At 34.0% G+C, this 25328-nt stretch carries 22 protein-coding genes, 1 tRNA gene and 1 pseudogene; 19 read left to right on the top strand and 5 right to left on the bottom strand.

Going from position 1 to position 25328, the window contains the following annotated elements:
• Positions 1-165: 165 nt before the first annotated feature.
• On the top strand, positions 166-1509 hold the full coding sequence (yegQ, locus tag J3U66_RS02865) for a tRNA 5-hydroxyuridine modification protein YegQ (protein ID WP_267347906.1): 1344 nt from the start codon (positions 166-168) through the stop codon (positions 1507-1509).
• Between the two features lie 56 nt (positions 1510-1565).
• On the opposite strand, the gene proA is transcribed toward yegQ, so the two are convergent.
• From proA to gpt, 4 genes are read right to left on the bottom strand one after another with little or no spacing between them, the layout of a single operon-like run.
• Positions 1566-2819 carry a glutamate-5-semialdehyde dehydrogenase gene (proA, locus tag J3U66_RS02860; RefSeq protein ID WP_267347905.1) on the bottom strand — a complete coding sequence of 418 codons (1254 nt, stop codon included), beginning with the start codon at positions 2817-2819 and terminating at the stop codon, positions 1566-1568.
• 31 nt (positions 2820-2850) lie between these two features.
• Entirely contained in the window at positions 2851-3960 is a 1110-nt protein-coding gene (gene proB / locus J3U66_RS02855; RefSeq protein WP_267347903.1) for a glutamate 5-kinase, read from the bottom strand.
• Positions 3961-3986: 26 nt separating this feature from the next.
• Positions 3987-5249, bottom strand: coding sequence for an alpha/beta hydrolase (locus tag J3U66_RS02850; RefSeq protein WP_267344221.1), 1263 nt, complete (start codon positions 5247-5249; stop codon positions 3987-3989).
• A gap of 16 nt (positions 5250-5265) precedes the next feature.
• The gene (gene gpt / locus J3U66_RS02845) at positions 5266-5799 is read right to left on the bottom strand and encodes a xanthine phosphoribosyltransferase (protein ID WP_082209453.1); all 534 of its coding nucleotides are present in this window, start codon (positions 5797-5799) and stop codon (positions 5266-5268) included.
• Between the two features lie 139 nt (positions 5800-5938).
• Between gpt and J3U66_RS02840 the strand changes: the two genes are divergently transcribed.
• From J3U66_RS02840 to serC, 6 genes and pseudogenes are all read left to right on the top strand, one after another.
• On the top strand, positions 5939-7402 hold the full coding sequence (locus J3U66_RS02840) for an aminoacyl-histidine dipeptidase (protein WP_267332649.1): 1464 nt from the start codon (positions 5939-5941) through the stop codon (positions 7400-7402).
• Between the two features lie 294 nt (positions 7403-7696).
• The gene (gene argC / locus J3U66_RS02835) at positions 7697-8707 is read left to right on the top strand and encodes an N-acetyl-gamma-glutamyl-phosphate reductase (protein ID WP_267332650.1); all 1011 of its coding nucleotides are present in this window, start codon (positions 7697-7699) and stop codon (positions 8705-8707) included.
• Positions 8708-8798: 91 nt separating this feature from the next.
• Positions 8799-9578, top strand: coding sequence for an acetylglutamate kinase (gene argB / locus J3U66_RS02830; protein WP_267332651.1), 780 nt, complete (start codon positions 8799-8801; stop codon positions 9576-9578).
• 104 nt (positions 9579-9682) lie between these two features.
• Positions 9683-10900: pseudogene (locus J3U66_RS02825) on the top strand (argininosuccinate synthase); the annotation flags it as partial.
• Between the two features lie 205 nt (positions 10901-11105).
• On the top strand, positions 11106-12479 hold the full coding sequence (gene argH / locus J3U66_RS02820) for an argininosuccinate lyase (RefSeq protein WP_267347900.1): 1374 nt from the start codon (positions 11106-11108) through the stop codon (positions 12477-12479).
• Positions 12480-12638: 159 nt separating this feature from the next.
• The gene (serC, locus tag J3U66_RS02815) at positions 12639-13724 is read left to right on the top strand and encodes a 3-phosphoserine/phosphohydroxythreonine transaminase (RefSeq protein ID WP_267347898.1); all 1086 of its coding nucleotides are present in this window, start codon (positions 12639-12641) and stop codon (positions 13722-13724) included.
• Positions 13725-13778: 54 nt separating this feature from the next.
• Here the strand turns inward: serC and J3U66_RS02810 are convergent, their stop codons facing one another.
• The gene (locus tag J3U66_RS02810) at positions 13779-14141 is read right to left on the bottom strand and encodes a DUF4156 domain-containing protein (protein ID WP_267347896.1); all 363 of its coding nucleotides are present in this window, start codon (positions 14139-14141) and stop codon (positions 13779-13781) included.
• A gap of 222 nt (positions 14142-14363) precedes the next feature.
• Here J3U66_RS02810 and J3U66_RS02805 point away from each other — a divergent pair.
• The 12 genes from J3U66_RS02805 (at position 14364) to J3U66_RS02750 (ending at position 25328) form a co-directional block, all read left to right on the top strand.
• Positions 14364-14440: transfer RNA gene (locus tag J3U66_RS02805), tRNA-Ile, on the top strand.
• 54 nt (positions 14441-14494) lie between these two features.
• Complete coding sequence (locus J3U66_RS02800; RefSeq protein ID WP_267347894.1) at positions 14495-15391, top strand: ParA family protein; 897 nt, start codon at positions 14495-14497, stop codon at positions 15389-15391.
• Positions 15392-15431: 40 nt separating this feature from the next.
• Positions 15432-16763: a replicative DNA helicase gene (locus tag J3U66_RS02795; protein ID WP_267347892.1), complete on the top strand. Its 1332-nt coding sequence runs from the start codon at positions 15432-15434 to the stop codon at positions 16761-16763.
• 60 nt (positions 16764-16823) lie between these two features.
• Positions 16824-18425 carry a ParB family protein gene (locus J3U66_RS02790; protein ID WP_267347891.1) on the top strand — a complete coding sequence of 534 codons (1602 nt, stop codon included), beginning with the start codon at positions 16824-16826 and terminating at the stop codon, positions 18423-18425.
• A gap of 14 nt (positions 18426-18439) precedes the next feature.
• Complete coding sequence (locus J3U66_RS02785; protein ID WP_267347890.1) at positions 18440-19039, top strand: STY4526/YPO1902 family pathogenicity island replication protein; 600 nt, start codon at positions 18440-18442, stop codon at positions 19037-19039.
• Between the two features lie 10 nt (positions 19040-19049).
• Positions 19050-20309: an STY4528 family pathogenicity island replication protein gene (locus J3U66_RS02780; protein ID WP_267347889.1), complete on the top strand. Its 1260-nt coding sequence runs from the start codon at positions 19050-19052 to the stop codon at positions 20307-20309.
• Between the two features lie 123 nt (positions 20310-20432).
• Entirely contained in the window at positions 20433-21098 is a 666-nt protein-coding gene (locus J3U66_RS02775) for a PFL_4669 family integrating conjugative element protein (RefSeq protein WP_267347887.1), read from the top strand.
• 20 nt (positions 21099-21118) lie between these two features.
• A complete protein-coding gene (locus tag J3U66_RS02770; RefSeq protein ID WP_267347885.1) occupies positions 21119-21652 on the top strand; it encodes a DUF3158 family protein in 534 nt (177 codons plus the stop codon).
• 2 nt (positions 21653-21654) lie between these two features.
• Positions 21655-22080, top strand: a complete 426-nt coding sequence (locus tag J3U66_RS02765; RefSeq protein WP_267347883.1) for a hypothetical protein — start codon at positions 21655-21657, stop codon at positions 22078-22080.
• Between the two features lie 65 nt (positions 22081-22145).
• Positions 22146-22679, top strand: a complete 534-nt coding sequence (ssb, locus tag J3U66_RS02760) for a single-stranded DNA-binding protein (RefSeq protein WP_267347882.1) — start codon at positions 22146-22148, stop codon at positions 22677-22679.
• 63 nt (positions 22680-22742) lie between these two features.
• Complete coding sequence (locus J3U66_RS02755) at positions 22743-22967, top strand: helix-turn-helix domain-containing protein (protein ID WP_267347881.1); 225 nt, start codon at positions 22743-22745, stop codon at positions 22965-22967.
• Between the two features lie 336 nt (positions 22968-23303).
• Positions 23304-25328 carry a DNA topoisomerase III gene (locus J3U66_RS02750; protein WP_267347879.1) on the top strand — a complete coding sequence of 675 codons (2025 nt, stop codon included), beginning with the start codon at positions 23304-23306 and terminating at the stop codon, positions 25326-25328.

Here is a 25328-nt window from a genome sequence, read left to right as displayed (position 1 = left end):
AGTGATTTTTACAAAATATTCTTACATGATGCTTAAAATCATTTATCTAAATTAAGTGATTCACATAAATTTGCCAACCGATCCGCTTAAGCGTAAAATGCCCACCTATTTTGCTTAACCTATTACTAATAAGTAATACTGACTTGAAATCAGAGGCATTTTTTAATGACAAATTTATATGCAAAACCCGAATTACTTTCTCCTGCTGGTTCTTTAAAAAATATGCGCTACGCATTTGCATATGGCGCAGATGCGGTTTATGCCGGTCAACCACGTTATAGTTTGCGCGTTCGTAACAATGAATTTAATCACGAAAATTTAGCTATCGGGATTAATGAAGCCCATGCACAGGGTAAAAAATTCTATGTGGTTGTTAATATTGCGCCACACAATTCAAAATTAAAAACATTTATTCGAGATTTAGAACCAATCGTTAATATGAAGCCTGACGCATTTATTATGTCAGATCCAGGATTGATTATGTTGGTTCGTGAGCATTTTCCTGAAATGGAAGTGCATTTATCGGTGCAATCGAATGCCGTTAACTGGGCGACAGTAAAATTTTGGCAAAAAATGGGATTAACCCGTGTAGTTTTATCGCGTGAATTATCACTCGATGAGATAGCTGAAATACGTGAAAAAGTACCTGAAATGGAGCTTGAAGTATTTATTCATGGTGCACTGTGTATGGCCTATTCAGGGCGTTGTCTGCTTTCCGGTTACATTAATAAAAGAGATTCAAATCAAGGTACTTGTACTAATGCGTGTCGTTGGGAGTATAAAGTATCTGAAGGCAAAGAGGATGAAATAGGGCAAATTGTGCATAAATGTGAACCTATACCAGTTCAGCAAATTGATCCTACTTTAGGTATTGGACCAACCACTAATCAGGTTTTTATGCTTGAAGAATCTGGGCGCCCAGGTGAATATATGCAAGCCTATGAAGATGAGCATGGCACTTATATCATGAATTCAAAAGATTTAAGAGCTGTTGAGTTAGTCGGTGATTTGACTAAGATCGGTGTTCATTCTTTAAAAATCGAAGGGCGAACTAAGTCTTTTTATTACTGTGCCAGGACTGCTCAAGTTTACCGTCAAGCTATTGATGCAGCAAGTGAAGGTAAACCTTTTGATCCTCGCTTATTAGCTGAATTGGATTCTTTAGCACATCGAGGCTATACCGAAGGCTTTTTACGCCGTCATAAACACGAAGATATGCAAAATTATGTGCATAGTCATTCAGTGTCAGAAAGGCAACAATTTGTTGGTGAGTTTAGCTGTGAACGTTTAAATGGTCTTGCCGAAGTGATTGTTAAAAATAAGTTTTCGGTAGGCGATAGTGTGGAAATGATGACGCCAAAAGGCAATAAAAATTTTGTAATTGAACGAATGGAAAATAAAAAAGGGCAACCTGTTCCAGCAGGTCTTGGTGATGGACATATTGTTTATATCCCAATTCCCGAAGAAATTGACCTAAATTATGCACTACTCATGCGTAATTTTGATTAATTTAGTTACGATTCAAAACTGTTCGGCAAACAAGCCGAACAGCCTTTACTATCTGACTATTGACGAATCAAATCGTCACCAAAAGCTATCCATTTATAAGTCGTTAATGCCTCAAGTCCCATTGGTCCGCGCGCATGCAGTTTTTGCGTACTTACGGCAACTTCAGCACCAAGGCCAAATTGTCCACCATCTGTAAAGCGAGTAGATGCATTGACATAAACCGCTGCTGCATCAACTAAATTAACGAACTGTTCGGCATTAGCTAAATCTCGCGTTAAGATAGCTTCGGAATGACCGCTGCCATATTCGCGAATATGTTCAACAGCCATAGTTAATGAATCAACAATAACGACATTTAAATCTTTTGATAGCCATTCTTGGCGAAGCTCTGCATCTTCAACAGGAAATACGTTGGCAACGCCTGTTTCCAAAATTTTAAATGCATCGGTATCGGCATGTAATATAACGTTATTATCTGCCATGATTTGACTTAGTTTGGGTAAAAATGTATTGGCAATATTAGTATGAACAAGTAATGTTTCAAGTGTATTACAAGTACTTGGACGTTGGGTTTTTGCATTAATAATTATTGGTAATGCACAATCAAAATCCATACTTTCATCCATGAACATATGACAAACACCAATTCCACCTGTAATAACTGGAATAGTGGAGTGTTCACGACACAATTTATGCAAGGCTGAACCACCACGTGGAATAATCATATCAACATATCGGTCGAGCTTTAGTAGTTCATTGATATATTTACGATCAGGATTATCAATAAATTGTATCGCGGTTTTGGGCAGTCCAACTTGTTCTAATGCTTGTTGAAGAATCGCTATAATAGCGGTATTGGTGTGAATAGTTTCTTTACCGCCACGTAATATTGTGGCATTGCCTGTTTTTAAACATAATGCTGCAATATCGATAGTTACATTGGGTCTTGCTTCATAAATTACGCCGATAACGCCTAGCGGCACTCGGTGACGTTGTAACTTTAATCCGTTTTCTAAGGTTGAGCCATCAATGACTTGACCGATTGGATCGGTTAATAATTCGACTTTTCGTACATCATTTGCGATAGAGGCTAGCCGTTCTGGGGTTAAAAGTAAGCGATCAAGTAGTGCCTCACTTAATTCTTGTTGTTTAGCGAGTTCAATATCTTTTTTGTTTGCATTAAGGATGATTGTGCTGTTTTTTTCGAGTAAATCAGCAATACTACTTAACACTTTATTTTTAATGGCAGTAGGGCATTGTGATAATTGATATGAAGCTTGTTTTGCATCTTTTCCCATCTGTTGTAACATTTTTTGCCTCTATATATAATATTTTTATAGGTTATTTAATTAACATATCATCACGATGTACAGCAACAGCGCCATATTCATAACCAATGATTTGGTTGATTTCTTGAGAATGGTGTCCTGCAATTTGTTTTAATGCATCACTATTATAACGACTTACACCTCTAGCGATTCGTTTTCCTGACTTATCACAGATATCAATGACTTCTCCACGCGAAAAATCTTTTTCAACCGCTACAATTCCTTTAGGTAAGAGTGAACTACCATTATTCAAAATCGCGTTGACAGCACCGTCATCTAGTATCACTTTTCCAGCATTTGGTGCGCCATATAACCAATGCTTACGATGTTCTAATGGGGTTTTTTGTGGTAAAAAACGCGTTCCAACCGATTGATTATTGACGGCATCAATTATCACATTTTCTTTATTTCCTGCCGCAATGATGACTTCTATTCCTGCACTACCTGCCACTTCGGCTGCCTGAATTTTAGTGCTCATGCCTCCGGTGCCAAGACCTGAAACACTATCCCCTGCGATGCTACGTAAATGATCGTCAATATGTTCAATTTCTGCGATTAATTTTGCATTTTTATCCGATCTCGGATCGGCTGTATATAAGCCTTCGATATCTGTTAATAATATAAGTTTATCTGCTTGGGCTAAAATAGCCGCTAGTGCAGACAAATTATCATTATCTCCAACTTTGATTTCGGCAGTAGCGACAGCATCATTTTCATTGATTACAGGAATGATATGGTTATCTAACATTGCCTTTAAGACATCTTGAGCATTTAAAAACCTTTCACGATCTTCTAAATCGGCTCGGGTTAGTAACATTTGCCCAATGTAAATTTTGTAAATCGAAAATAATTGTTCCCAAAGTTGTATTAACTTGCTTTGTCCAACAGATGCTAACAATTGTTTTGAAGCGACAGTATTAGGAAGAGTAGGGAATTTTAGGTATTCACGACCTGCAGCAATTGCGCCAGATGTCACAATGATAATTTTATGTCCGGCTTGATGTAAGTGAGAGCATTGTCGAATCAACTCAACTATTCGAGCACGATCTAATTCTTTCGTGCCACCAGTTAATACACTGGTACCAAGTTTAACCACTACAGTTTGTTGTTTTTTATTGTCCATAACAATACTCTTTTTAAAATAATGTATTACAAAATAGTCTCCATCCATTTTACCGATTGCGTTAGAGCATCATGTAAGTTTTTTTGTAATGGTGTTTTTTGTATTGTAACTATTTTATTTTGCTTAGTTGAATGAATTAATTTTGCTTCATTAATACTACTTAATTTATCACCTTCAAAAACAATATTCATAACAGGCAAAGAACAAGCATGGGTCAAAAGACCCTGATTTTTAAGCGAAAAATAATTTAATTCTGCTGCTAATTGCTGGTTTGATACACAAGGTAATCCAAGGCGGCTTGCTAACATGTCTTTATAAACATTAGGAAGACTTTTTTGTAATTCTTTATTTACAAACATTTCATGAACAAACGGCGTGAAATTAAATAACCCTCTAATTTTATTGGGCATTAAGTAAGCCAAACGCGTTGCAATATGTGAGCCAAATCGAAAGCCCGCAACAATAACACGATTACTATCAATCCAAGGAATGTTTGAAAGCTGTTCAATAATAGCTTGATAAATTTGGCTACTATTTTGTGTTAAAGCGAAGTTACGACTAAAACCAACAGTTGGTAAATCGACTGTTAACATCGCTAGTCCATTTGGTGCTAAAAATTCACTGAAATATCGGTAATAATCGATTTGTAAATTACCCAATGCATTACATACTAAGACGACAGGGCATACACCATCACAATTTTGTGGTAAATGTAAAATTGTTTTAACATTACGCCCATCGACGTTAAATTCCAATTCTTTGCTTGTAAATGGTGAATAGCTTAATGCCTTATGATAAGCTTGGTAAGCACATGTTTGCGCATACATAGCTAGCTCATCATTTTTAAAATGAGGATAGCTTGCAATACTACAATATTGACTAGCAATCAAATAATATTGATTTAATTTAGATTTATTATCTTCAGTTAAATTGGATTTATCGATAGAATCCGCTTTGGCTTGCCATTTTGCTGCTTGATTCAAAAACTCATAAATCCAATTACCTGGTTGATAACCAATGACTGAATCTAACCAGTTATCATTGGTATGGCGTTTGGTCGAGGCAGCTATTTTTGATAGTACTTCTTCCAACTCTAATTTGGGTAAACCACGCCAATACCATAAAATAGGATTAACAATCCGATACCATTTTGAATCAACTTCACCATCTAATGGGCTAACACTGTTACCTTCGCTGCAATCAATACGATTGACCAGCGTGGTTGTTTCAGGATAATCATATTGTGGTTTAAAGATCTTTTCTGATAGGTTTTCGGTATTTGTTATCACAACCTTAGTATCCTTATTATTTGTGGTCACTAATCGGTTTTACAAACATCACGCCAGTATCCCATGGTTGTTCAATCCAAGTATCTTGCTCGATATCCACAATATAATCATCAACTAATGGTTTACCTGCTGGTTTGGCAAAAATAGTAACAAAGCGTGCTTTAGGATACATATCTCGAATAGTATGAGCTGTATTACCTGTATCAACTAAATCATCAACGACAATAAAACCTTCACCATCGCCATTTGCTTGTTTTAAGATTAACTTTTCGCGTTGATGATCATGATCATAACTTGAAATACAAACAGTATCGACATAACGGATACTTAGTTCACGAGCAAGAATCGCAGCAGGAACTAAACCACCACGACTAACAGCAATGATACCTTTCCATTGGTTTGCGGGTAATAATCTTTTTGAAAGTTGTCGACCATAGGATTGTAGCATTTCCCATGTTACGTTGAATTTTTCTTTTTCAGCGATGAGTTCTGCTTTATGTTGCTTTTTAGCTTGAATTTCTTCTTCTGTTAGTGTTTGTTCTATTGACATGAGTAACCTGCAATTTTAATCGTTAATAAATTAATATTAATGGACTTGAAATAGATGTAAAATTGCACCTTATTATAGAGTGATTAGACAAAAAAAACCACTCATTAATTCATTAATGACATAATATTGAGGTTAAATTATGCTATCTACACTAAAGCCAAAATTTGTTTGGCAGATTTTTAATGATATTTGTAAGATTCCACATCCTTCTCATCATGAACAAATGATAACTAAATATATAGTTGATTTTGCCAATTCACATCACATCCGTTGTGAACTTGATAAAGTTGGTAATATTTTGTTAACAAAACCTGCAACTAAAGGGATGGAACATTGCCCATCAATTGCATTGCAAGCTCATATGGATATGGTTCCACAAAAAAATGAAGGCACAGTCCATGATTTTTTTACCGATCCTATTGAAGCCTATGTTGATGGCGAATGGGTAAAAGCAAAAGGAACGACACTTGGCGCCGATAATGGTATTGGTTTAGCATCAGCTCTAGCTGTTTTAGTCGATCCTGCTATTGAACACGGTCCAATTGAAGTTTTAGTGACAACGTCGGAAGAAACAGGTATGCATGGTGCATTTGGTTTGCAACCAGATTGGTTAAAAAGTCACTATTTGATTAATACTGATTCTGAAGATGAAGGCGAAATTTTTACTGGGTGTGCTGGTGGGGTCGATTTTACCTCTACTTTCGCTGTGACTTATGCCGTTATGCCTGAAAAACATGATTGTTATATGCAGATCGCCCTTAAAGGGTTAAAAGGAGGGCATTCTGGTTGTGATATACATTTAGGGCGCGGTAATGCAATTAAATTAATGGCGCGATTTTTAGCTGAATATGCGCAAGATATTTCATTTCGACTCGCTGATATTAAAGGTGGTTCACTCCGTAATGCAATTCCACGGGAAGCTTTTGTCGAAATCAGTTTAAGTAAAGATGATTTATCTAAATTTGAATCTATTATTGATCAATACAAATCGACATTACAAAATGAATTAGGACAAGTCGAGCCAAACCTAGAAATTACCTTAACTGAAGTTAAATCCGATAAGATTAAACGCGTTTTAACGACAGAACATCAAAATAAAATTATCAATTGGTTAAATTCGGCACCAAATGGCGTAGTGCGAATGAGTGATCAATTGCAGGGTGTTGTTGAAACCTCATTAAATTTAGGGATTGTGAATATTGAGGATAACCAACTGTATGTTCATTTTTTAATTCGTTCACAAGTTGATAGTGCAAAAGATGCCGTTGTTTCAACACTTATTTCGCTTAGTCAATTAGCTAATGCGAATTACGAAATAAAAGGGGGATACTCCGGTTGGGAACCTAATTTAAATTCGAGCCTTTTACAGTTAGCACAAGATAAGTATTATGAAATCTTCTCGCAAAAACCGAAGATTATGGTTATCCACGCTGGATTAGAATGTGGTTTATTTAAGCAGTCTTATCCAAACATGGATATGATCTCGATTGGTCCAACCATTGTTTCACCACATTCACCTGATGAAAAAGTTAATATTCAAAGTGTAATTCGTTATTGGGAATTACTCATTGCAATGTTACGTTCTGCAACTCAATTAAGATAATTTTAAAATCCTGTCGTGTTTATCCGACAGGATCTTTTTAGTATCACTTCTAATTTTTTCTTAGACATCACTTATTTTAATTGAGTGATGATTCATACAATCACGCTAAAATATCTATCTTTTAACGTCTTAGGTGGCATAAACCGCTATACTGTCCAAATTGTTTGCTAAAGATTAAATTAAAAATGAAATTAAATTCATAAAAAGTGAATAAAAATTCATTTTATTGCTTGTGTTGATATAATAAATATCCTACTATATGTCTATTATTAAAAATAATAAATAAGGAATAATATGTTAAAAGCAATAATTGTGGGAGCGAGTGGTTATGCAGGTGCTAAACTTGCTTATTATTTAAATAAGCACCCTAATATCGAGATTATCGCCTTAACTGTTTCTGAAAATAGCCAAGATGGGGGAAAATGTATCTCAGATCGGGATTTATATCCTCAATTAAAAGGTATTGTTGATTTACCTTTAATTGCAACCAATGATTATTCTTCCCTTATCGAGCAGGTTGATGTTGTTTTTCTCGCAACTGATCATCAAGTTAGCCATAATATTGCGCCTTATTTTTTAGAGCGAGGTTGCACTGTTATTGATTTATCAGGTGCTTTTCGTGTTAATGATACTTCTTTTTATAAGCAATTTTATGGTTTTGAACATCAACATAAAACATGGTTAGAACAAGCAGTATATGGTTTGGCAGAATGGAATTATAAGGCAATAAAACAAGCACAATTAATTGCAGTGCCTGGTTGTTATCCCACCGCATCACAATTACCGTTAAAACCATTAATTGAGGAAGATCTACTAGATAAAACGCAATGGCCTGTTATTAATGCTGTAAGTGGCGTTAGTGGTGCAGGTCGTAAACCTTCACTTAATAATCTATTTTGTGAAGTGAGCTTGCATGCTTATGGATTATTTACACATCGACACCAACCTGAAATTGCCACACATTTAAGGCAAGACGTTATTTTTACTCCCCATCTTGGCAGTTTTAAACAAGGTATTCATGCCACCATTACTTGCCTTGTAAAAGAAGGTGTTACATCAGATGATATTTTGGCGGCTTTAAATAAATATTATCACAATAAACCGTTAGTCAGAATTTATCAAAAAGACTGGCCTGCTTTAAAGTCCGTAGTGGATTTGCCATTTTGTGATATTGGATTTGCGTTAAAAGGGCGACATCTTATTTTGATTGCGGTCGAAGATAATTTATTAAAAGGTGCAGCAGCGCAAGCGGTACAATGTATGAATATTCGATTTGGTTTTGAAGAAACAACTTCATTATTTTAGGTGAAATAAATTCAGCGACAAGCTTATTAACAATTTGCAAACTATTCAATTTTAAAATGATTAACTTAATTTGAATCAATAGGAAATGAAAATGAAACCATTAATTATTAAACTTGGTGGAGTGTTACTCGATAATAAAGATGCATTAAGTGATCTATTTGACGTGATTAGTAAATATAAGAAGAATTTTCAACGTTCACTTGTTATTGTTCATGGTGGAGGTAGTGTTGTTGATTCTTTAATGGACCGTCTATCCTTACCTGTTGTGCGCCGAAATGGATTACGTGTTACGCCTGCTGATCAGATTGATGTTATTGTTGGAAGTTTAGCAGGCAGTGCCAATACTACCTTGTTATCTGAAGCAAAAAAATTAGCTATTCCAAGCGTTGGGCTCTGTTTAGCAGATGGTAATAGTGTTGAAGTTAAACAGATATCAGAAGAATTAGGTTATGTTGGGGAAGCTAGCAGTGGCGATCCTAGATTAGTAAATTTACTACTTAATTCAGGTTATCTACCCATTATGAGTTCTATTGGTATAACTCAAGAAGGTAAAATGATGAATGTTAATGCCGATCATGCAGCGGTTGCACTCGCAAAAACATTAGATGCTGATTTGATTTTACTTTCTGATGTTGTTGGTGTTTTAGATGGTAATAAGCAATTAATAGCATCATTAACTCAATCAAATGCCGATAATTTAATTGCTACTGGGGTGATTACCGATGGCATGGTAGTAAAAGTAAATTCAGCTTTTGAAGCGGCTAAAGCATTAGGTAGACCTATTGATATAGCCAGTTGGAAACAAGCAGATAAACTAATTGATTTATTTAATGGAAAAACAGGAATAACAGGGACAAGAATTATTGCTTAAATATAATTCAGACAGTATATTAAACTGGTCATTTATATTTAAAGTAAGTAACAAACGTCTTTAACTCATTTATTTGTCGTAAGTTAATTAAGAAAGGGTATAACATGAAAAAGAGTGGAACAAAAAAAGTTGTTTTAGCCTATTCAGGTGGTTTAGATACATCAGCAATTATTCCTTGGTTAAAAGAAAATTATGGCGATTGTGAAGTTTATGCTCTAGTCGCTAATGTTGGTCAAGATCCTAAAGAGCTAAAAGATGTTGAGAAAAAAGCTAAAGCATCTGGGGCATTAGCTTGTAAAGTTGTCGATTTACGAGAAGAATTTGTTAAAGATTATGTTTACCCGGTATTAAAAACAGGTGCTTTATATGAAGGTACATACTACCTAGGCACTTCTATGGCTCGTCCTATTATTGCTAAAGCGCAAGTTGAATATGCTTTAGAGGTGGGTGCCGATACATTATGTCATGGCGCTACAGGTAAAGGGAATGACCAAGTGCGCTTTGAAACAACGTATACTGCACTTGCTCCACAACTTAAAGTTATTGCACCTTGGCGTGAATGGGACTTGCGTTCGCGCGAAGCTTTAATTGATTATCTAAAAGTACGTAAAATTCCAACAACTGCAACCGTTGAAAAAATCTATAGTCGTGATGAGAACGCATGGCATATTTCAACAGAAGGTGGTGTACTTGAAAGTACATGGAATCAAGCCAATGCAGATTGTTGGGCGTGGACAGTATCACCAGAAGATGCACCAAATAAACCAGAACTTGTCACCATTGGTATTGAAAAAGGTGAAGTGGTTTCAGTCAATGGCAAGAAATTATCACCATACAATTGTGTTGCGACTTTAAATAAAATTGGTGCTAAACATGGTGTAGGCCGTGTTGATATTATTGAAAACCGTTTAGTTGGTATAAAATCGCGTGGTTGTTATGAAACCCCAGGCGGCACAATTATGATGACTGCATTACGAGGTTTAGAACAGTTAATTTTAGATCGTGATAGCTTCAAATGGCGTGAACAGTTAGGTTTAGAAATGGCTTATGTTGTTTATGATGGTCGTTGGTTTGCGCCATACCGTCGTTCAATTCAAGCGGCAGCTGATGTTTTGGCTGAGGATATGACAGGTGAAGTTGTCGTTAAACTTTATAAAGGAAGTGCTACAGCCGTTCAGAAAAAATCACCTAATAGCTTATATAGTGAAGAATTTGCGACTTTTGGTGAAGATGAAGTGTACGACCACAGTCACGCAGGTGGATTTATTCGCTTGTTCTCATTATCTTCACGCATTCGAGCATTAAATGAAGGTAAGAAAAAACAACCAGCTAAAAAAGCTGATACTAAAACAACAGCAAACAAATCGAAAACAGCGACTAAAACTAAAAAATAGTTTTAACCACTAAATTTGATAAAACTTAATAATATATACAGGCAAAGTCCTGTATATATTGTTTATGGTGTTATAGAATTATTAATTAATTTATAAATTTATAATTGATTTAAAGATAATATTTGAGGTAATTATGGCATTATGGGGTGGGCGTTTTAGCCAAGCAGCAGATCAACGATTTAAACATTTTAATGATTCTTTACGCTTTGACTATCGGCTTGCAGAGCAAGATATCATTGGATCAATTGCATGGTCTAAAGCATTGGTGACAGTTGACGTTTTATCTTATGATGAACAAAAAAAATTAGAAAAAGCTTTAAATGAATTATTAGAATCAGTACGGCAAAACCCACAACAAATTCTACAAAGTGATGCGGAAGATATTCACAGTTGGGTAGAGCAAAAACTCATCGAAAAAGTTGGTGATTTAGGTAAAAAATTACATACGGGGCGTAGCCGTAACGATCAATCAACAACCGATCTAAAATTATGGTGTAAAGATGAAATTGCTCACCTTATCACAGCTATTAACAAACTCAGAAAACGCTTAGTGCTTACAGCCGAGCAGCATCAAGATGCGGTTATGCCTGGCTATACCCATCTACAACGTGCACAACCTGTTACGTTTGCGCATTGGTGCTTAGCGTATTATGAAATGCTTACACGTGATGAAAGTCGTTTACAAGATACATTAAAACGTTTAGATGTTAGTCCTTTGGGTAGTGGCGCGCTTGCTGGCACAGCATATCCAATCGATCGTGATGAGTTAGCTTATTGGTTAGGATTTTCTTGCGCGACCAATAATAGTTTAGATTCTGTTTCTGATCGTGATCATATTTTAGAGCTATTGAACAATGCGTCAATTGGTATGGTTCATTTATCTCGATTTGCTGAAGATCTAATCATTTTCAATAGCGGTGAAGCCAATTTCATTGAATTGTCTGATCGTGTAACCTCGGGTTCATCATTAATGCCACAAAAAAAGAATCCTGATGCATTAGAACTTATTCGAGGTAAAGTAGGGCGAGTTGCAGGTGCACTAACTGGGGCAATGATAACCTTTAAAGGCTTACCTCTTGCTTATAATAAAGATCTGCAAGAAGATAAAGAACATTTATTTGATGCACTAGACACATGGCATGAGTGTTTAGATATGGCCGCATTAGTGCTTGAAGATATAAAAGTCAATTATGCTGTTTGTCGACAAGCTGCAAAGCAAGGTTACGCTAATGCAACTGAACTTGCCGATTATTTGGTGGCAAAAGGGATACCATTTAGAGAAGCGCATCATATTGTCGGCGAAGCGGTTATTGGCGCAATAGCAAAACAAAAAGCATTAGAAGAACTCTCTTTGGATGAATTAAAAATCTTCAGTTCGGTTATTGAACAAGATGTTTATGAAAATCTCTCACTCAAATCATGTTTAGCTAAGCGATTAGCCAAAGGTGGTGTATCACCACAACAAGTTAAAATAGCGATAGCCAACGCAAAACAACAAGTTTTATAACTTTCTATCTAAATCTAGCTATATAATTTGCCGATGATAAGTCGGCATTTTGATAAAAACCTATTTATTAAACAAATATTTTTACTAAAAATATGATTGTATATCTTTAAAGACAGTGTAAAAATAGAGCTCTTTTTGAAAGGATTAAAGTGAATTGCAATGAGTAAAAGTTATAACTTTAGTGCAGGTCCTGCAAAACTACCTGCTGATGTCTTAAAACAAGTTCAAACTGAATTATTAGATTGGCATAATACAGGTGCTTCTGTCATGGAGTTAAGTCATCGAGGTAAGGATTTTGATGCTTGTGCAATTGAAGCAACCAACGATCTTCGTGATATTCTAAACGTACCTAATAATTATAAAATTCTCTTTAGCCAAGGTGGAGCAAGAGCGCAATTTGCTGCCGTACCTTTGAATATTCTTGGTAATAAAACAAGTGCTGATTATGTAAACAGTGGTTATTGGAGCCAGTGTGCCGCCAAAGAGGCAACAAAATACTGTAATGTGATTGAACAAAATGTGGTGATTAAAAACCAAGGCATGACCTCAATCAAACCCATGTCCGAATGGCAATTGAGTGATGATAGCGCGTATATTCATTATTGCCCTAATGAAACCATTGACGGAGTGGAAATATTCGAACAACCTAATTTTGGCGATAAAACAGTCGTTGCTGATTTATCATCTTGTATTTTATCTCAACCGATTGATGTAAGTCGCTATGGCATTATATACGCGGGGGCACAGAAAAATATTGGCCCTTCAGGAATCACGATTGTCATCGTTCGTGAAGATCTAATTGGTCATGCTCAAAAAGTATTACCTTCCGTTTTAGACTATAAAATCTTAATGGATCATGACTCAATGTTTAATACGCCACCTACATTCGCTTGGTATATGTCAGGTTTAGTATTCAAATGGATTAAAAATTTAGGTGGATTAAAAGCGATCGAGCAACGTAATCAAGCCAAGGCACAATTACTTTACCAATTTATCGATCAATCCGATTTTTATCGTAATACCGTGGCTATCTCAAATCGATCCATCATGAATGTAACCTTCTTGTCACCCAATGACGATCTTGATAAAAAGTTTGTTAGCGAAGCAACACAAGCAAATATTATCGGAATTAAAGGTCACAGAATTGCTGGTGGGATGAGGGCTTCAATCTATAATGCAATGGATCTTGAAGGCGTTAACTATTTAATCGATTTTATGAAGCACTTTGAAAAACAGTACGGATAATTATTTAAAACTCTGTCAAAAAAGGGAGCCATTAAGCTCCCTTTTTTATTTTGCTTAATTGTTGCAGCGGAAAACTTCACCAACCATGATAGCATCTGTTGGAGCGACTTCTGATATATAATTCAATGATGCATCTTGGGCATTATAAATCACATTTCCACCCATAGCGGCAGCTTTATTCATTAAATCTGAAGCGGCATCTCGAATAAGCTCACTGTGTGTTTTTAAGCCAGAAAATAGTGAGCTACGACGACCTTCTGCTTTACCAACAAATTGACAACTAGCGGCAGGTTTTGTGTCAATAAATTGAACTTGTCTACCCGCAGAGGTGAGTTGATAGTTAGAGTTACTACAAGCATTTAAAAGTAATGCAGTTGAAATAGCTGCACTAATAAGTAAACATTTTTTGAAAGACATAATATTTCCTCAACCAATAAAACAACGAATAATTATTTATAAAGTTATTGTATCAGGTTAATAGATTAAAAAATATCTGTAATTATTAATCAATATAGATATGGCTACGAGTTAAAGATTAATAATTAAGCAACCCAACCTATTTTAATAATTAATTGTAGCAAATTAAAAATAACTCTATTATAATCGCAACCCTACTAATTAAGTAGCACTTCTCAATATGGCCCCTTAGCTCAGTTGGTCAGAGCAGTCGACTCATAATCGATTGGTCACTGGTTCAAGTCCAGTAGGGGCCACCATCAATATCATGATTTTAATGTTTAATAAATTTTAATTTTTTAAGGGTTAATATCATGAAAAAAAATGCAACAGTTATCACTATAGCCGATACGAAAGGCGGTTCTACCAAATCTACTACAGCGGTTAATATTGCGGCTTTTATAGCTCATTCAGGTTTAAAAACATTATTATTAGATTTTGACTTAGAGCAGCCAACAGCTTGTTCATATTTTCCATTGCAAAAAGAAGCGCCATTTGGCGTTTATGAATTTCTTATAATGCATGAAACAGATTTAGATAAACTAATATCTGCGACGACAACAAAAAATTTAGATGTTATGTCATCAAACAGCGTTAGACAAGAAATCGTTTCACATTTAAACGCTTCGGCCGACGGTATTATACGTCTAAAATCATGCTTAAAACTTCTCAAAAGTGAGTATGATGTTATAGTCATTGATACTGTAGGAACAATTGATCCAACTGTTAACATGGCAGTACTTGCTTCTGATGTGGTTTTATCTCCGCTAGATCCTTCCATGCCAGGCGTTCGAGAATACCTACGTGGTACTATTTCTAATTTGTTTAGAAGTTTGATTCCTTTCACTGATTACGGCATTGTATTACCGCCCGTCTATACTTTTTTTAACCGAGTAGAAGAAAATAACGATTGCCGTCGTATAAAAGAACTCTTTAACCAACAAATCAAATCTCTGTCACAGCTACCTTTTCAAATTACTGTTTTAGATAAAGATATTAAAAAGAAAAATAGTTACAAAGTTGCTGCATCTCTTGGTATAGCAGCGTTTCAGCATTATACCGAACCAACAAATAAAGTAGAACACCCTTATAAAATAACAAAAGCACAGGCTCAAAGTATCAAAGAAGATATTTATTATTTGTGTCAACACCTATTGCCGAAGTACAAGTTAAAGTTTGACGAATTTATGAAAATTGAAATTACTCATTAATCATTTTATTCCTGTTTTTAATAAATATTAAGGTGATTATATGAATAAGCAATTTTATTCTAATGATACTGAGCGATCTGTATTAGGTGCATTATTAATCGATAATAGCAGTATCGATGATTCATTTGAAATAAAAGTGGATGATTTTTATATACCACAACACAAATTGATCTTCGATGCTATAGTCTCTTTAATACAAGAGGGTAAGAATGCTGATATTTTGACAGTATCTCAGGCTCTTTCCGAAGAAAAACTTAGGAGCTGTGGTGGGTTAGCATATTTAGCTGAGTTAACTAGAGATACACCAAGAGCAACAAATTATAAGTACTATGTATCAATTTTACGTAATTATACAAAAGCTCGTAGTGCTAATAATATTGCGAAAACATTGATAAAAAATCTTTCAAAAGCATCATTTAGTGATTCAGATAGCAGTAATCAGATTATAGCAAAAACTGAATCCGAACTTTTTCAGCTGGGACATGCCATAGATAATCAAGATGAGCAACTTATACCCGCAATGTTGAGTAATCTTATGACATTTTTGGAAACAGAACACTCTCCATTTATTCCAACATTTTTTAAAAACTTAGATTCTAAAATAGGTGGGTTGGAACCCAAAGAGATTACGATTATTGCAGCAAGGCCTTCTATGGGGAAAACCGCGTTTCTTATTTCAATGATATACAACCAAATAATAGCGCTTAATGACAATCCAAATTTACCTAAACAACCTATTTTTGTTTTTAGTTTAGAAATGGATTCACAATCATTAATGTTGCGATTATTAGCTGCATTAGCTCATGTACCGTTTATCGATATAAAGAATAAAAATCTTGACGATAGTGATTACGGAAAAATTTCTCAAGCAATTGCAATTTTATTGAAGTTAAAAAAATTTCTTATTATTGATGATAATGCGCATTTAACTCCTAGTATTTTTAGACGTAAAGTTCAGCGTTATATACGCTTATATGGTCAACCAACATTTGTAGCAGTTGATTATGTGCAGTTAATGTCATCAGGTGAAAAAAACAATGAAAATCGTGCTGTTGAAGTGAGCAATATTAGTAGACAACTAAAAATTCATTGTAAGGATTTCAATATTCCCTTAGTTCTGCTTTCACAATTAAACCGTTCAGTTGAATCTCGTTCTGATAAACATCCTCTTTTGTCTGATTTGAAAGAATCTGGCAGTCTTGAGCAAGATGCGACAACAGTAATATTGTTATATCGAGATGAAGTCTATAACGAAAACAGTGAATGTAAAGGAACAGGTGAATTAATTGTGGCCAAAGCTCGTAATGCTGCTACAGGTAAAGTAGTAGTCAAATTTGATGGGCCATATATGCATTATCAAAATTTAGTTTAAGGAATATATTAATATGATGGTAGAACAAAAATCATCTGTAGACGTTATGCTGTAGACGTTATGCGTGAACGTATGTCTACAGGTTTTCCCGACGGTGATCGGGCGACCACTAAAATTACATTGAATGAAATGCCTATGCGAGTAAATCTAGATGAATTAAGACCTAGCAAGGTATTACCACGCTTGAAAAAAAATGAATTATATGAAGATATTAAAGAATCTATTCGCAAAAAAGGACTTGATAATGCACCTGTAATTACAAAAATGCCAGGAGAGGAAGGGTATGTAATTTCAGATGGAGGAAATACACGATTACAAATTTTGAAGGAATTGTATGATGAAACTGGTGATAAACGCTTTTATACAATTAATTGTCTTTTTCGCCCCTGGGGGGGAGAGCTGAAATCTATTGTTGGACATTTAACCGAAAATGGACTTCGTAATGATTATACATTTATAGAAAAAGCATTGGGCGTTGCTAGGAGTAAAGTTTTGTATGAAGAAGAAGCTGGCAAAACACTTTCTTCACGAGAGTTAAGTGAAAGGTTAAAAAATCACGGGTATCCTATTTCTTATGTATTAATCACTAAAATGCTCAATACAGTTGATTATTTGTATCCCTACATACCGGAGATCCTGAAATTGGGATTGAGTCGAAATCAAATAGAAAAAATTTTAATGTTAAGAAGTATATGTTCGGATATATATAAACGTTCGGAAAAATATGATGATGACAATGCTTTTGTTGAAGGTTTTAATTTAGTATTAAGTGAATTTGATTATGATCCCGAATTATTTAGTTATGACCGTTTGCAAGACGAGATGTTTGGTTATTTTGCAAAATTGCTGGACATAAGCTATCAGCTTTTTGAATTTGAATTAGAAGAGAAAAAACATAAAGGGATAAAGAAAAACTTGTCACCAATCGATGTTAGCAAAAATGACGCTAATACTGAACAAGGTGAAGTAGATACATTGAAAGTTGCTGCAATACAAAAAGATGAATTGCAACAGGATTTTTCATCTGAAACTGATGTTAATAGCCAACAATCTACTAAAGTTGGCCAAATTTCATTTAAAAAAGAGATAAATCCAACAATAATATCCGATGATGATCCTGAACCCTCTTATACTGTTTCACCGAGTGGCGATATTACTGTACATGACGGAACTGATGTTAACTCAGTTATAAAAGAAATAATTGAATCTACAGATTTAGCAAAAATTAATCCACATGCATACAGCCTCAGTGCTAATTTAAATACTTATGGTAAAACAGAAAGAACACCTATTTTAGATTTATGGAAATTGCCAGAACAAGCTACTAATTATGAATATGTTTTTCGAGATATAGCAGGGCATGTACTTGATATATTTGATGAGCTAAGAATTAATAAAGAATCTTTTGCATTTTCAATTGATGAGAATGACAAATCAAAATTACCCGTCATTGCGTTTAACAAGCTTACTATTGAAGACGAAGCTGATCGTAAAAAATGCATAGCATATGAGTTGTTATCATCCTTACTTACAGAACCAACTGAAAAAACTGCTAGCCTATATTGTTTAATCACTGAATTCAATGATTTTGTAGTGATTAAATTTTTACGAATTATTCGTTTATTCCGAGTTTATAACGAGTTTTTAAACCAACAACATTAAATATGAGGCATATTATGGTAAGTGTCAGTAACAATATAAATTTAGCGATCCTGAATATGGTCCATAATTTTATTAATGAAGGAAAAATTCAGTCATTAATTGAAATGGGATTTACTATTGAACATTTAAAGCAAATGAAAGAATTGAGTTATTCACAAATTACTTATATTGCAAACTCACCAGTGCTGTTGATACAAGTTACCATAAATACAAAATTATTTGATGTTGTATTGGCAAGAGCAAAAGAATTTGAAGAAAGAAGTCATATTATTGATAAAGCATATTCACTAGGCGCATCTATAGAAATTTTAAATAAATATTTTGGATTATCAACATCTGATATTAGTTGCTCAAGGAAACTTAAAGATTTAACTGTATCAAAGGGGCGTTTTAGGAAACCTGACGATGCGGAAAAAATAGTTATTTGGGAACAATGGCAGCTTAAAAAAAATGAAAATTCCGATATTTTAATAAATGATGATTTAAATCGTTTATTAGTTTATATGGATATTACTCAACATGTTTCTATAATGAGCGATGATAATATTGAACCGTTAACATTGACATCGGTAATTAAAGAACTAGAGCCATTAATTAATTCAAGTAATTTGTAAATCAAAAATTATGGTAGATTTCGAAAATCAAATTAACTCATTACGCAATGCGTTGGTAGAACAGAAGATAAAAAGCGATTCTTCTGATGAAAAGATTGCTATGTTTTTTGCAGGCAATCAATATGACTCAATGCCTCGAGCTTTATTAGAAGACGATTCAATTACTTCATTAGATAAATATGCTTGGCAACGGTTGTATATTGAACTACAAAAATACAAGCACAGTAACTATTTTCCAACTTACGATAATTTACAAAAGTTGTGGGGGAACCAAGGAGGTACATTGTCTAGAAAAACTGTGCGAGAAATACTTTCTAGATTAGTTTTATCAGGCTGGTTGTCATTTAGAATGATTCGAAGCAGTAGTAATGGTCAAATTATGGGTAATATTTATATTCTTCATAATACAGCACTGCCTCTTGAAAAGATAATTGATGAAAGTGTTATACATATTTTAACATCAATGCTAAATAAAAGTAGCATTACAAAATCATTAGCTATGTTGGCATACAATCTAGTTAGCACGTATATCAATAAAAGCACTCAATCAGAAAAAGACATTTTTTTGCACATTAACGATGCAAAAACTGAAACCGATATAAATTACAATTTTAATAATATTGCATCATCGTTACTCAATCATTTACAGAATTTATTAAGTTCCCAAAAGAAACTAAGTGAAAAAACACCAAGTTTTCAAAAGGAATTAAGTAAAAAACAACTAAGTTCCAAAAGTGAACTGAGTCTGAATTCACAGAGTTCCCAAAAGAAACTACCAAAAAAATCATCATGTTATGATTCATCTAGTAGTACTAGTAGTTTATATAGTAGTACTACTGATAGTAATATTTTGTTAGATATTCCAGATAATATCAAAGCTTGTCTTGGGCAAGGATTGAATGATGTTATCAGTGCGATAACTAAAAATAGTTTAGATATACAAATTGCCAATAATGTAATTAAAACGATCTCTCAGAAAGATATTACTAAAATAAAAAATATGACTGCTTATCTTGTGACAAATATACAAAAAGCCGCTCGAGGTGAATATAACCTCATTCCAACAAGTAATCAGAAAACATCACTAATCACGTTAAATACCCCAACAGATGAAGTTCCTAAACAGAAAATTTTAAGTAACTTACCTGTTGAGAAGAGGGTGATTAGCAAAGAAAAGATAGAGGAACTTTTGAACCCATTGAAAGATATGTTACTTGAGGTTAACCCTAAAAGTGTTGTTACGGGGGGTAACAGTGAGCTAAGTAGTTAATTTACTGTTACGGGGGATAACAGTGAGCTGAGTAGTTAATTTACTGTTACGGGGGGTAACAGTGAGCTGAGTAGTTAATTTACTGTTACTTAAAATTTATTTTATTTAAATAGGAGTATTTACATGGAAACAATTGAAACCAATCAAGTAGGTGTTTTACGAAGCGATATTAGAATAGAGCTTCATAGTGTTCCCGCAATTCAAATCTGGTATGGCAGAAAAAAAACTGATGATAAGCATCCGATTCAAAGTATGACAAGAGCTATTGCTTATTTAAAAGTTATTGAAATAGCAACACGTCTTGATGACCCCTATGCAGACATTAGATTGACTAAGTTCTATGAACATATTACTAAAATTGAAAAATTATTAGAGCTTGAGAATTATCGTATTGATGAAATACTTAAATCAGTACCGTCTGGTTTTAAAATAAGTGATGCGACATCAGTTAAACCCGTCGATCTGAGCTTATTTATTAATGTACCTAGTGGTTATCAATTAGTATTTTTACTGTGTAAATTTGATTTATTTGTCCGAAAAGTTCAGCTAGCTAAGCATATTTCATTAATCAAAGGTGGTGATGCATCAGATAGGCAAAATATGATTGCTCATGAATTACGTTCGTTAATTACTTATATAACTAAATATAAACGCCTAGGCGTAACTCGAAAAGATTTTGTTGATAATACCCCGTTAGCAACTAAAGCTATTGAGCTATTCGGAATTGTACCAGAAGAAATATTAAATGCAGATAAAATTCGAGACAGAACTATATCAATCATGAACTAACTTAATAAGGTGTTTATCTAATGAATAAGTTTTATAAAGATGAATATGCAAATACACTTTCTCTATTAGATTATCAATTTGCAGAACAATATCTATCCCTAAAAGGCCTTTTAAAGCCTTTTAAAGGTAAGGGGGAATATGAAACTATTTTACAAGAAATTGAATCCTACCTTTCTAGATTAGAAAATATTGCAGAAAGACTCATCAATGACACAAAGGATAAATTACCAATTAAGTATTTACCTTTTTATTTAAAAAAAAGACGCTTATCCAATGGTTCAGTGTATTTAAGTTGGAAGTATAAGAAAATAGTCATTGTTGATGGTAAAACCAGTCGTACTGAAATTGAAGGAAAACAATTGATATTAGATGCCTTGGAACAAAACAATTTGAGTTATGAGGATAAAAAATTTATTCGGCAACTGGAAGTTGATCGTTTAACGTTAAATTTTCAAATGAGGATATGTATTCGAATCAGGCATTTAATCAATGAAATGTTACCTAAATTTGATGAGTTGAATCAATTTGATGATAAAACCTGTATGGATAAGTAAAAATGAAAACAGAGAATAGTGGGTCAATTTTTTTTATTATTATGGTAAGCATACAATTGATGTTAGTTTCGAATATTGCTCTTTATCTAACAACCGATTTATCCAATCATCAATTAATAAGTATTTTAAGCATATTCAATATTATTTTTTTAGTTGTATTTATTTTTGTATTACTTATAAGCATAAAATCAAACTTACTGGCTATTATTATTTTAATAATATCATGGGCATTTTCCTTAAGTTATTCAATAAATGAAAGTAATCATCTTGGATTACTTAATAATCAAAATGTATGGCTAATATTTAAAACTGAAAATAATTGCAAATTGATATCAAAAGGGACTGTTAATTTTCTGATTTTTCCACTTGCAAATAATGGTTGGTTGTGTGCTGATGGGGTTATTTACTATAACCACTTTGATATGTAAATAAGGAAAAATATGCCTAGTAATGGTATTTAACTTTAACAAATTTAATATATAGGAGCATTAAAATGGCAAGTCGAGGAATCAATAAAGTAATTTTGGTAGGCAATTTAGGAACCACCCCTGAAGTGCACTATTTACCCAATGGTGGAGCTGTTACAAATTTTAGTATTGCAACATCGGAAACTTGGAAAGATAAGCAAACTGGTGAAGCAAAAGATAAAACTGAGTGGCATCGAATTGTCGTGTTTGGTAAATTAGCTGAAATTGCTGGCGAATATCTTAAAAAAGGGATGCAAGTTTATATTGAGGGACAGCTTCAAACTCGGAAATGGCAAGATCAATCAGGAACAGATCGTTATACAACTGAGGTCGTGGTTAATATTAATGGAACATTACAAATTCTAGGTAGACTTAATAGTAAGTTGGATGATACTACATCGCAAAATTTGGGACAAAGTGCAAATAATCAATCCTCAGTGCCGGCAGCTGCACAACAGCAAGAAACACCATCTAATGAACCGTCAATGGATTTTGATGACGATATACCTTTTGCTCGATACGGTATGATGTATCCAAGGCATATGATTCATGTTATTTAGTTATTAAAAGTGACTAATGATTCAATAAAAGTGGTGTGGATAGGATTTAAATTGGAGATTGCTATGAGAAATAAAGACTGGGTTCCATCAAGAGTAGTGGGTGAATTAAAAATCAGAGGCTTTACATTAAGGGGATTGTCTCGCAGTAGTGGTTTAAGTCCAGATACATTGAGAAATGCGTTATACCGTCACTGCCCTAAATACGAAAGAATTATTGCAGAATATTTAAAAGTTCCTGTAGAAAAAATTTGGCCTAGTCGTTATAAGCCAGTTACTAATAATGACTAAGAGAAAGTTATTGGCAGTAGACATTTTTATTTTAGAGTAAGGATCATAAATTTTGGATAAGATTTTAATACTTACAGTTATTTTATCATTACTAACAGTAACGGGTTACTCGAATAAAAAATATAATACACTAAACATGAAAGCTTGAATGAATAATCCGTTTCTTAAAATTAAGTAAAATGCGCAAAGTTTGCGCTTTTTTTATATGCTGGTTATTTTAATATGTGTTTTAATTGAATAAATTATTTTAATTTATTCAATTTGATTTCTATTTAAATGTAGTTATCAATAAACTAATTGATATTCTCATATAATTAAAATATATGAGGATATATTATGCTTTTATTTATTTGCGAAAAACCTAGTCAGGCAAAAGATATTCAAAATCATATCGGAGTAACGATAAAAGATAATGGGTTTAATCGTAGTGCTGATGGTTCAGCATGTATTACTTGGTGTATTGGTCACTTACTTGAGCTTGCAGAGCCAGAATATTATGATGAAAAATTTAAAAATTGGAATATCGATCATTTGCCAATTTTACCTCAAGAATGGTTATATAATGTTAAGAAGACAACATCAAAGCAATATAAAGTTATTCAATCGTTAGTAAAAAAAGCAAAAACGATTGTGATTGCTACAGACCCAGATAGAGAAGGGGAGGCGATTGCATGGACACTTCTTGAACGATTAAATTGGCGAGGTGTAACAAAACGGTTATGGTTATCAGCTCTTGATGATGTTTCCATAAAAAAAGCACTAAGCAATCTCAAGGGAGCAAGTGAAACTTATCCACTATATTTAGCTGCACAAGCACGAGCAAAAGCAGATTATCTTGTTGGTTTAAATAGTACCAGATTATTCACTTTGCTTGGTCGAAATGCAGGATTTAATGGCGTATTGTCAGTAGGACGAGTTCAAACCCCAGTGTTGAAATTGATTGTTGATAGAGATAGGGAAATTAAGAATTTCAAACCTAAACCCTACTTCGATATTAATATTCATTTATCTAAAACATCTCAATCATTCAATGCAAAATGGATCCCTAAAGAATATATCGATGATGCTGGGCGATGTTTGAATGAATCATTTGTACGACAAATAGCCCAGAGAATACAAAATTCTGGACAAGCAAAAGTGACAGATATTAACACTGAGAGAGTTAAAATAGCCCCACCTTTAGCTTTTAGTTTAAGCGATTTACAAAAAGCATGCTCCCAAAAATACGGTATGAAAATGACGCAAGTATTGGATGTTGCACAATCACTTTACGAAACTCATAAACTTACAACTTATCCAAGAACTGATTGCGGATATTTACCTGAGTCAATGTTTGATGAAGCTCGAACGATAGTCTCTGCTATTATGAAAAATGACCCAGAAATGGCCAAGTTTTTGACAAGCGTCAATTTAGAACTCAAATCTCGTGTTTGGAATGATAAAAAAGTTACTGCCCACCACGGGATAATCCCTACTGCTAAGATTGCTGAATTATCACAGCTTAGTGACGATGAACTTAAAGTTTACGATTTGATTCGACGTCATTATTTAGCTAACTTCATGGTGCATAGTGAGGTTGATAAAACAGTGGTTAATTTAACAAGCTCTAGTGAAAAATTTCAGGCCCGTGGAACGGTTCAAGTTGAACGTGGTTGGAAAATGTTATTCGTTAATGAAAACATCGAAAATGCTGAAGATGTTGATGATAAGCAAAAATTACCAGCATCATTATTGTCAGGTGATATTTGTAGTATTACAAAGACGGATATTAGAGCATTACAAACTAAACCTCCAGCACATTTTGATGATGGTAGTTTGCTTGATGCAATGAAGCAAATTGCAAAATATGTTGAAAACCCAAAATTAAAAAAAATGTTGAAAGAAACATCAGGAATAGGAACTGAAGCTACAAGAGCCAATATTGTCGGTACACTTGAAAAACGCAACTATATTGAGAGAAAAAAGAAAAATATAATCGCAACGAATATTGCTTACGCATTGATAGATGCTTTACCTTCAGTTTTAAAAGATCCTGGTATGACTGCGTTATGGGAACAAGAACTGGAAGATATTGCCTCGGGTAAACAGCAGCAAAGCGAATTTATGCGTAAGCAATATATTTTTGTAAATCAGTTGATACAAACACATAGAACAACCGTTTTAGCTCAAAACACATATGCGACTAAAGCAATATCGTTTCGATGCCCTGAATGCAGTAGTGGTGAACTGATAAAACGCAAAGGTGAAAGTAAAAAAGGATCATATACGTGGTTTGGTTGCTCACGTTACAAAGAAGGCTGTAAGTTTACATGTTTTGCAGACAAGAAAGGTAAGCCTATTTTGAAAAGAAGGGATGATTAG

Origin of the sequence: Gilliamella sp. B2969 (assembly GCF_026536195.1) — a bacterium.
Taxonomy (GTDB): domain Bacteria; phylum Pseudomonadota; class Gammaproteobacteria; order Enterobacterales; family Orbaceae; genus Gilliamella.
The sequence above is the reverse complement of the archived record's forward strand: the minus strand, read 5'-3'. Positions and strand labels throughout refer to the sequence as shown.

What these genes read in the sequence shown, in the direction of transcription:
- yegQ (WP_267347906.1), top strand. Translation starts at nt 166, where the DNA reads ATGACAAATTTATATGCAAAACCCGAATTACTTTCTCCTGCTGGTTCT.
- proA (WP_267347905.1), bottom strand. Translation starts at nt 2,819, where the DNA reads ATGTTACAACAGATGGGAAAAGATGCAAAACAAGCTTCATATCAATTA.
- proB (WP_267347903.1), bottom strand. Translation starts at nt 3,960, where the DNA reads ATGGACAATAAAAAACAACAAACTGTAGTGGTTAAACTTGGTACCAGT.
- gpt (WP_082209453.1), bottom strand. Translation starts at nt 5,799, where the DNA reads ATGTCAATAGAACAAACACTAACAGAAGAAGAAATTCAAGCTAAAAAG.
- J3U66_RS02840 (WP_267332649.1), top strand. Translation starts at nt 5,939, where the DNA reads ATGCTATCTACACTAAAGCCAAAATTTGTTTGGCAGATTTTTAATGAT.
- argC (WP_267332650.1), top strand. Translation starts at nt 7,697, where the DNA reads ATGTTAAAAGCAATAATTGTGGGAGCGAGTGGTTATGCAGGTGCTAAA.
- argB (WP_267332651.1), top strand. Translation starts at nt 8,799, where the DNA reads ATGAAACCATTAATTATTAAACTTGGTGGAGTGTTACTCGATAATAAA.
- argH (WP_267347900.1), top strand. Translation starts at nt 11,106, where the DNA reads ATGGCATTATGGGGTGGGCGTTTTAGCCAAGCAGCAGATCAACGATTT.
- serC (WP_267347898.1), top strand. Translation starts at nt 12,639, where the DNA reads ATGAGTAAAAGTTATAACTTTAGTGCAGGTCCTGCAAAACTACCTGCT.
- J3U66_RS02810 (WP_267347896.1), bottom strand. Translation starts at nt 14,141, where the DNA reads ATGTCTTTCAAAAAATGTTTACTTATTAGTGCAGCTATTTCAACTGCA.
- J3U66_RS02800 (WP_267347894.1), top strand. Translation starts at nt 14,495, where the DNA reads ATGAAAAAAAATGCAACAGTTATCACTATAGCCGATACGAAAGGCGGT.
- J3U66_RS02795 (WP_267347892.1), top strand. Translation starts at nt 15,432, where the DNA reads ATGAATAAGCAATTTTATTCTAATGATACTGAGCGATCTGTATTAGGT.
- J3U66_RS02790 (WP_267347891.1), top strand. Translation starts at nt 16,824, where the DNA reads ATGCGTGAACGTATGTCTACAGGTTTTCCCGACGGTGATCGGGCGACC.
- J3U66_RS02785 (WP_267347890.1), top strand. Translation starts at nt 18,440, where the DNA reads ATGGTAAGTGTCAGTAACAATATAAATTTAGCGATCCTGAATATGGTC.
- J3U66_RS02780 (WP_267347889.1), top strand. Translation starts at nt 19,050, where the DNA reads ATGGTAGATTTCGAAAATCAAATTAACTCATTACGCAATGCGTTGGTA.
- J3U66_RS02775 (WP_267347887.1), top strand. Translation starts at nt 20,433, where the DNA reads ATGGAAACAATTGAAACCAATCAAGTAGGTGTTTTACGAAGCGATATT.
- J3U66_RS02770 (WP_267347885.1), top strand. Translation starts at nt 21,119, where the DNA reads ATGAATAAGTTTTATAAAGATGAATATGCAAATACACTTTCTCTATTA.
- J3U66_RS02765 (WP_267347883.1), top strand. Translation starts at nt 21,655, where the DNA reads ATGAAAACAGAGAATAGTGGGTCAATTTTTTTTATTATTATGGTAAGC.
- ssb (WP_267347882.1), top strand. Translation starts at nt 22,146, where the DNA reads ATGGCAAGTCGAGGAATCAATAAAGTAATTTTGGTAGGCAATTTAGGA.
- J3U66_RS02755 (WP_267347881.1), top strand. Translation starts at nt 22,743, where the DNA reads ATGAGAAATAAAGACTGGGTTCCATCAAGAGTAGTGGGTGAATTAAAA.
- J3U66_RS02750 (WP_267347879.1), top strand. Translation starts at nt 23,304, where the DNA reads ATGCTTTTATTTATTTGCGAAAAACCTAGTCAGGCAAAAGATATTCAA.